Origin of the sequence: Rhodonellum psychrophilum GCM71 = DSM 17998, assembly GCF_000381545.1 — a bacterium.
GTDB lineage: Bacteria > Bacteroidota > Bacteroidia > Cytophagales > Cyclobacteriaceae > Rhodonellum > Rhodonellum psychrophilum.
In genome coordinates this window covers 194,594-200,777 of record NZ_KB906681.1, presented here as the reverse complement: position 1 = coordinate 200,777, position 6,184 = coordinate 194,594, and the positions used below count along the sequence as shown (strand labels likewise).

Here is a 6,184-nt window from a genome sequence, read left to right as displayed (position 1 = left end):
AGCGGCAAAAGGATTGACAACAGCCATACTTTCAAACTTTTTCTGCTTCATCTTATTTTTGGTTTTGATTAAAAGCAGCAAGAGAAATGTATATTTGATTTGATTATTCCATACGGGATCCATAACAAAACATGGTCACCAATTAACGTTTCAAAAACCCTGACCTTAAAGATTGGGGTTGAACATTTCTACCAGAATTCGGGAAGGGATAAAATCACCATTCGATGCATAGGCTTTCATGCTGCAACCAAAAGTTAGCGCATTAACGTTACTTTTCCAATGTCTTAGAATTCGGGTTAAACAAATTCCTTTAGGCTTTAATGGGATTCGGAGTACTATACCTTTTCTCATAAAACAGATTGCACTTGATGAAGTGGTTTGTTGGAATGGGCATGGATTGGGGTTGAATCTTCGCCCAATTCGTCAGTTCTATAAAAAAGAGGTGTCCGCCGATGCTTCCTTGGTCATTTCCTCTGCGATTTCCTTTCCCAAATACCCATCAATCCAATAATGTCCAAGATAGAGTAGGGGCGTCAACAGCACCGCAACCCCGAATTTATAAATGTAATTGATAATCCCCACTGCCACCACTTGTTCGATACTCCAGTTCCCGAACACATAAAAAGCGATCCCCAAGACCACGAAGGAGTCGATGAACTGGGATACCAGCGTGGAACCTGTTGCGCGTAGCCAGATCATTTTAGGGCCTGTGATTTTCCGGAGTTTTTGGAAGACATAGACGTCAATCAATTGTCCCAACAAAAACGCGGTCAGTGAGCCGATGATGATGCCCAAACCCTGTCGGAAAATGACATTGAAAGCATAGTCGATATTGAAGGGGTTTCCATCGGCATCGGGGCTATTTACCTCCAACCAAAACGGTGCAGCTGGCAATTCCGTCACACTGACGATGACCAAAAAGCTGTAGGCGATAAAGAAGGCGGTGATAAAACTGATCTTCCTGACCCCTTTTTTGCCGAAATATTCATTGATGATGTCTGTGGTGATAAAGACGATTGGCCAGATCACGGCTCCAGCGGTCAGGTTGAAATCCAGGATGTATTCTCCAAAAAACACCCATCCAGCAGGTTCCCAGCCCAAGGTCATTTCCCCGGAAAAAATCTTGACCCCGATAATCTCAGCCAAGATCGCATTGGTGAGGAATATCCCGGAAAGGATGATAAACAGATTCGTCTTCTTGGATTGGAACTCCCTTTGGCTCGGCTTTATCTCCATAAAATCATTTTGGGGGCAACGTTTTGGTTGGAAGGGGCATGTTATTCCACGGTATAGCGCTCTCCTTCGATACTCAGGTAACTTTCGGCAAAGACAAATCTCGCCTCTTCCATTATCGGGGTTAAATCCACATAGCGGGTTGAATAGTGCCCCAACAGCAATTTGTGGACGCCGGCTGCTTTGGCGATCATGCCTGCCTGCCTGGCGGTGCTGTGAAAGGTTTCCTTCGCCCTCTCAGCCTCGATTTCTGTAAAAGTCGACTCATGGTAGAGCAGCGTCACCCCTTTCAGATGGGGTACCAAATCCGGGTCGTAGATGGTGTCTGAACAAAATGCGTAGGTTTTTGGTGGATCCGGTGGATACGTATAGTCTTTGGCCGCATACAGCACCTTCCCGTCAGAATCCATAAAATCCTTTCCCCTTAGAAGGGATTGGATGGCTTCCACTTCGATTTTCTTCTGTAATAACTTTTCTTTGATCAATTTCCGGAATTCCTTTTTTTCTTGGATAATAAAACCAGTACAGGCGATCCTATGTTTCAGCGGCAGACTGAAAACCCTGTAATTTTTCTCTTCCAAAATCAATTCTTTCTGATTGGGATTGGTGGCGACGAACCTGATGGGGAAATTGAGTCGGGTATTGCTGTGCTTGAGTTGGACGGTGATGATTTCGTCCAGGCCATTGGGCCCAAAAATGGTGAGCAGACGGGTTCTTTTGTGCAAATGAAAAGTGGAGATCATTCCCATGATCCCAAAATAATGGTCTCCATGCAGGTGGGAGATGAAGATAAAATCCACCCTTCCGTATTTCAGCTTGAATTTCCGCAGCTGAATCTGGGTGCCTTCTCCACAATCCAACAACATGGAAGACATCCCAATTTCTACCAATTGGGATGTCTGATTTCTGCCATGTGCTGGGATGGCGGAATTGGAACCTAAAACGGTGATTTCAAACCTCAAAATTAATTTTCTTCTTCTTCTTCCTCTTCTTTGCCGTCGATCTCATGCATGAAAATCGCTTCTGCAGCTTCCTCAATGGAATCGACAATGTTGAATACTTTGTCCAACATGGAGATTTTGATCAGTTTCATGACGTGTTCCTGCGGAGAGGAAATGATGAAGATCCCGTCTTTGCTGAATTCACGGTTTCCAACCAACAATGCACTCAACCCACTTGAATCCACATATTTTACATTGCTCATGTCAATCACAAGATTGGGATAACCTTCTGCATGAACCGTCAGCAATTCTGACTTTAGTTTTGGGGAGAGGAATGAATCCAATTTCTCCTCATGAGGCGTAAAGACAACATATTGCTCTTTTTTATCTACACTGTATTTCATAATCGTGATTGTTTTTCAAATTTAAAAAGGTCATTTTCCAATGATGTCGATAGGACAAAGCTACTGGAATTCGCCCATATACTCTTTTATTTATTCAAAACCGAAGGGTCTCCACCTATTGTGCTAAGGTTTCAAGCGCCCAGTTCCTTTAAAACCGCTTTTTCGATCCTTTGTTCCAGTTGGGAAATATCTCCTTTGACAAAGGGTTCTCCGATGATCTGTTCGTAAAGTTCAATATACCTCCCGGAAATTTCCTGAACAAATTCATTGGGCATTTCGGGAACAAGCTGTCCTTCCTTGCCTTGGAATCCGTTGGCAATCAACCATTGCCGCACAAATTCTTTTGAAAGCTGTTTTTGGGGCAATCCGGCCGCTTGGTGGGCTTCGTATCCATCGGCATAGAAATACCGCGAGGAATCTGGGGTATGGATTTCGTCAATCAGAAGGATCTCTTCTCCGAATTTCCCAAACTCATATTTGGTATCCACCAGGATCAGTCCTTTTTCCCTTGCCATCTCTGTTCCTTTGGCAAACAAAGCTTGTGTGTATTTTTCCAATACCGCATAATCCGCCTCGCTTACGATACCTTTGGCAAGAATATCCTCCCTGGAAATATCTTCATCATGTCCGAAATCGGCTTTGGTGGTTGGCGTGATGATGGGTTCCGGCAATTTGTCGTTTTCTTTCAGTCCCTCAGGTAGGCTTACTCCACAAACGGATCGCTTTCCCGCCAGGTATTCCCTGGCCGCATGTCCTGCCAAGTAACCTCGAATGACCATTTCCACCTTGAAGGGCTCACATTTCTTTCCGATAGTGACATTGGGATCTGGCGTGGCAGTGACCCAGTTGGGGACGATGTCCGCTGTGGCCTGAAGAAATTTGGCAGCGATCTGATTCAAAACCTGCCCTTTGTAGGGGATAGGTTTTGGCAACACCACATCAAATGCAGAGATGCGGTCGCTGGCGACCACTGCTATTTTGTCCTCAAAAAAATAAACGTCACGTACTTTTCCTTTGTAAAACCCGACTTGGCCGGGAAACTGAAAATGAGTTTCTTTAATTGCAGTATTCATTTTTTTCTTCTTTCGACAAAAATAGAAAAAGCTGGCCTTTTCTTGTTTGCCGGGTCCTTTTATTTGTGGATTATTTCTTCTTTTTCGGGATTCCTTGTGCTCAGTTCCTTTCCCTCATGGAAAAATCTCTCCGTTAACAATTTGCCGGTTTCGTCGAATAGCTTATAGGTGCCCTCCATTCTCCCTTTATGGTAAGGGATGATTTCTTGGACCTGCCCATTTTGGAAATACCGGATGGTTTCTCCCTCTTCCTGTCCATTGAGATAGAAAATTTCCTGTTGGAGTTCTCCGGTTTCATAATAGGCCGTGATTTGGGTCAATTTCCCTGAAGAATCGTGCTTGACGATTTCCCTTTTGGCTCCGCTTTCATAAAAACTTTGGATGGTCCCAACAGGCATCCCCCTTTTATAGAGGGCCTGTTCTGCCAATTTTCCGTTCTCATGGTAGCTTTTGAAGATTCCATCGGCTTCCCTATTTTTATATTTCCCGATTCTGGCCAATTGACCGTTGGGGAAATAGCTGACGGTTTCGCCTTCCTGATAGCCATTCTTATGTTTGAATTTTGACTTGAGACTTCCATCTGGGTAATACTGGAGGTGTTCGCCTTCCAATTTTCCCTTTTCGTAGGAAATCTTGGCCATCAGTTCACCCCCTTGGTAATACTGTTCCTTGGTGCCATCCAACAGCCCTCTATCGAAATTGGATTTCTCCAACAGATTGCCCAAAGTATCATAATCATAACTCAAGCCCTGTGGGAGATTACGCTCAAAAAATGTCCTTTGCCTGATTTTCCCATTTTCAAAATAGGTGATGACTTCCCCGTCGATCAGGTTGTCCCTGAAGGACAGCTCCTGCGAGACGGTTCCGGATGGGTAATAGGTTTTGGAAGGACCCTCTCTATTATTTTGGGAATAGGAAATCACCCTGAGAGTGTCTTTTGTCCCGGGGAAAAAATCCACAAAAACACCTTCCTTCATCCCGCTTTCAAGTTGCCCGACGACCGCAAGAGAACCCTCTTCGTAGTACAATTTGTATTCACCTTGTCCCACACCGTTGACTTCGGGGTAGACTTCCCTGATTTTAAGTTTTTGTTCATCATAAAAAGTCCTGACCAACTTCTGTGCAGAAGCTTCCAGGGTGATGAAGCATAAAAAGGCAAAAATCGTTTTTTTGAACATGGGAGGTTTGTAAATAAAGAGAAAGCCTCGGAAACAAAAGGTGTGCTCAGTTTGATCTTGAAGACAATTCCTTTTTTTTTCCGAGGCTCAAAAAAACTACTTAGAGTCTTTCGATGACGATGGCAGAAGCACCACCTCCGCCGTTGCAGATTCCCGCAACACCTATTTTTCCTTCATTTTGTTGCAAAACCGAATGCAGGGTAGCGATGATCCTGGCGCCGGAAGCACCCAGTGGATGACCCAAGGCCACAGCTCCACCGTTGACGTTCAATTTGTCCATATCCAAGTTCAATTGTCTTTGGTTGGCGATCGCAACGGCCGCGAAGGCTTCGTTGATCTCGTAAAAGTCAATGTCGTTTTCTGTCAAGCCTGCATTTTTGATGGCTTTGGGAATGGCAAGAGAAGGAGCGGTGGTAAACCAAATCGGATCCTGTGCAGCATCGGCAAAACCAAGGATTTTAGCAATTGGCTTTAATCCCAATTCTTGCACTTTTTCCTTGCTCATCAAGACCAATGCGGAAGCGCCATCATTCATCGTGGATGCATTGGCTGCCGTGACGGTGCCCTCCTTGTCGAAAACCGGTCTTAGGGATGGGATTTTGTCAAAGATGACGTTCCTGAATTCTTCATCTTCATCGATGATGACCGTTTCGCCTTTTCTTCCCTTGAAGCTTACGGGAATGACCTCATCTTTAAAGGCTCCTTTTTTCCAAGCTTCGGCAGAGCGGGTGTAAGATTGGATGGCATAGGCATCCTGTTCCTCTCTGGTGATTTTCATTGTTTTTGCGGTATTTTCCGCACAGTTTCCCATTGGGAAATCGTAATAGACTTCATGGAGACCATCTCTGACCAATCCGTCGATCAGTTCACCATTTCCGTATTTGTAACCAAATCTTGCTTTGGGAATGTAAAAAGGGGCGTTGGACATGCTTTCCATACCACCGGCGACCATTACGTCATTTTGTCCCGTCATGATGGATTGCGCCGCAAACATCACTGCTTTCATTCCGGAGGAACAGACTTTGTTGACGGTTGTACAAGGCACATTGTAACCGATTCCGGCCCCGATGGACGCTTGTCGGGCAGGTGCTTGCCCCAGGTTGGCAGAAATCACATTTCCCATGATGACTTCATCCACTTCTTTGGGATCAACACCCGCTTTTTCCAAAGCGCCCTTGATGGCAAAACTCCCTAATTCCACGGCGGTCAATCCGGCCAACTTGCCACCAAAACTCCCAAATGGGGTTCTCACTGCGGATACGATATAGACTTCTTTCATTGGTTTATATTTATTGGGTTTATACTCTTTTTTCAAATGTATTTGGCTTCCACTGAGGTTGGAGGGTTTAGAATTC

6 protein-coding genes are annotated in these 6,184 nt (G+C 44.8%); all 6 read right to left on the bottom strand.

Annotated features, from left to right (window positions below; translation table 11 throughout):
• Positions 1 to 429: 429 nt before the first annotated feature.
• Complete coding sequence (locus F824_RS0114850) at positions 430 to 1,236, bottom strand: queuosine precursor transporter (protein ID WP_019598705.1); 807 nt, start codon at positions 1,234 to 1,236, stop codon at positions 430 to 432.
• 41 nt (positions 1,237 to 1,277) lie between these two features.
• Positions 1,278 to 2,195, bottom strand: a complete 918-nt coding sequence (locus F824_RS0114845) for a ribonuclease Z (protein WP_019598704.1) — start codon at positions 2,193 to 2,195, stop codon at positions 1,278 to 1,280.
• A gap of 2 nt (positions 2,196 to 2,197) precedes the next feature.
• Positions 2,198 to 2,578: an STAS domain-containing protein gene (locus F824_RS0114840; protein ID WP_019598703.1), complete on the bottom strand. Its 381-nt coding sequence runs from the start codon at positions 2,576 to 2,578 to the stop codon at positions 2,198 to 2,200.
• 131 nt (positions 2,579 to 2,709) lie between these two features.
• The gene (locus tag F824_RS0114835) at positions 2,710 to 3,651 is read right to left on the bottom strand and encodes a phosphoribosylaminoimidazolesuccinocarboxamide synthase (protein WP_019598702.1); all 942 of its coding nucleotides are present in this window, start codon (positions 3,649 to 3,651) and stop codon (positions 2,710 to 2,712) included.
• A 59-nt stretch (positions 3,652 to 3,710) separates the two neighbouring features.
• A complete protein-coding gene (locus F824_RS0114830; RefSeq protein WP_019598701.1) occupies positions 3,711 to 4,829 on the bottom strand; it encodes a toxin-antitoxin system YwqK family antitoxin in 1,119 nt (372 codons plus the stop codon).
• Positions 4,830 to 4,929: 100 nt separating this feature from the next.
• Complete coding sequence (locus F824_RS0114825; protein WP_019598700.1) at positions 4,930 to 6,108, bottom strand: acetyl-CoA C-acyltransferase; 1,179 nt, start codon at positions 6,106 to 6,108, stop codon at positions 4,930 to 4,932.
• Between the last annotated feature and the right edge of the window lie 76 nt (positions 6,109 to 6,184).

Bases quoted from the DNA above. Each gene is read 5' to 3' on its own strand.
- F824_RS0114850 (WP_019598705.1), bottom strand. From the start codon at position 1,236: ATGGAGATAAAGCCGAGCCAAAGGGAGTTCCAATCCAAGAAGACGAAT.
- F824_RS0114840 (WP_019598703.1), bottom strand. From the start codon at position 2,578: ATGAAATACAGTGTAGATAAAAAAGAGCAATATGTTGTCTTTACGCCT.
- F824_RS0114835 (WP_019598702.1), bottom strand. From the start codon at position 3,651: ATGAATACTGCAATTAAAGAAACTCATTTTCAGTTTCCCGGCCAAGTC.
- F824_RS0114830 (WP_019598701.1), bottom strand. From the start codon at position 4,829: ATGTTCAAAAAAACGATTTTTGCCTTTTTATGCTTCATCACCCTGGAA.
- F824_RS0114825 (WP_019598700.1), bottom strand. From the start codon at position 6,108: ATGAAAGAAGTCTATATCGTATCCGCAGTGAGAACCCCATTTGGGAGT.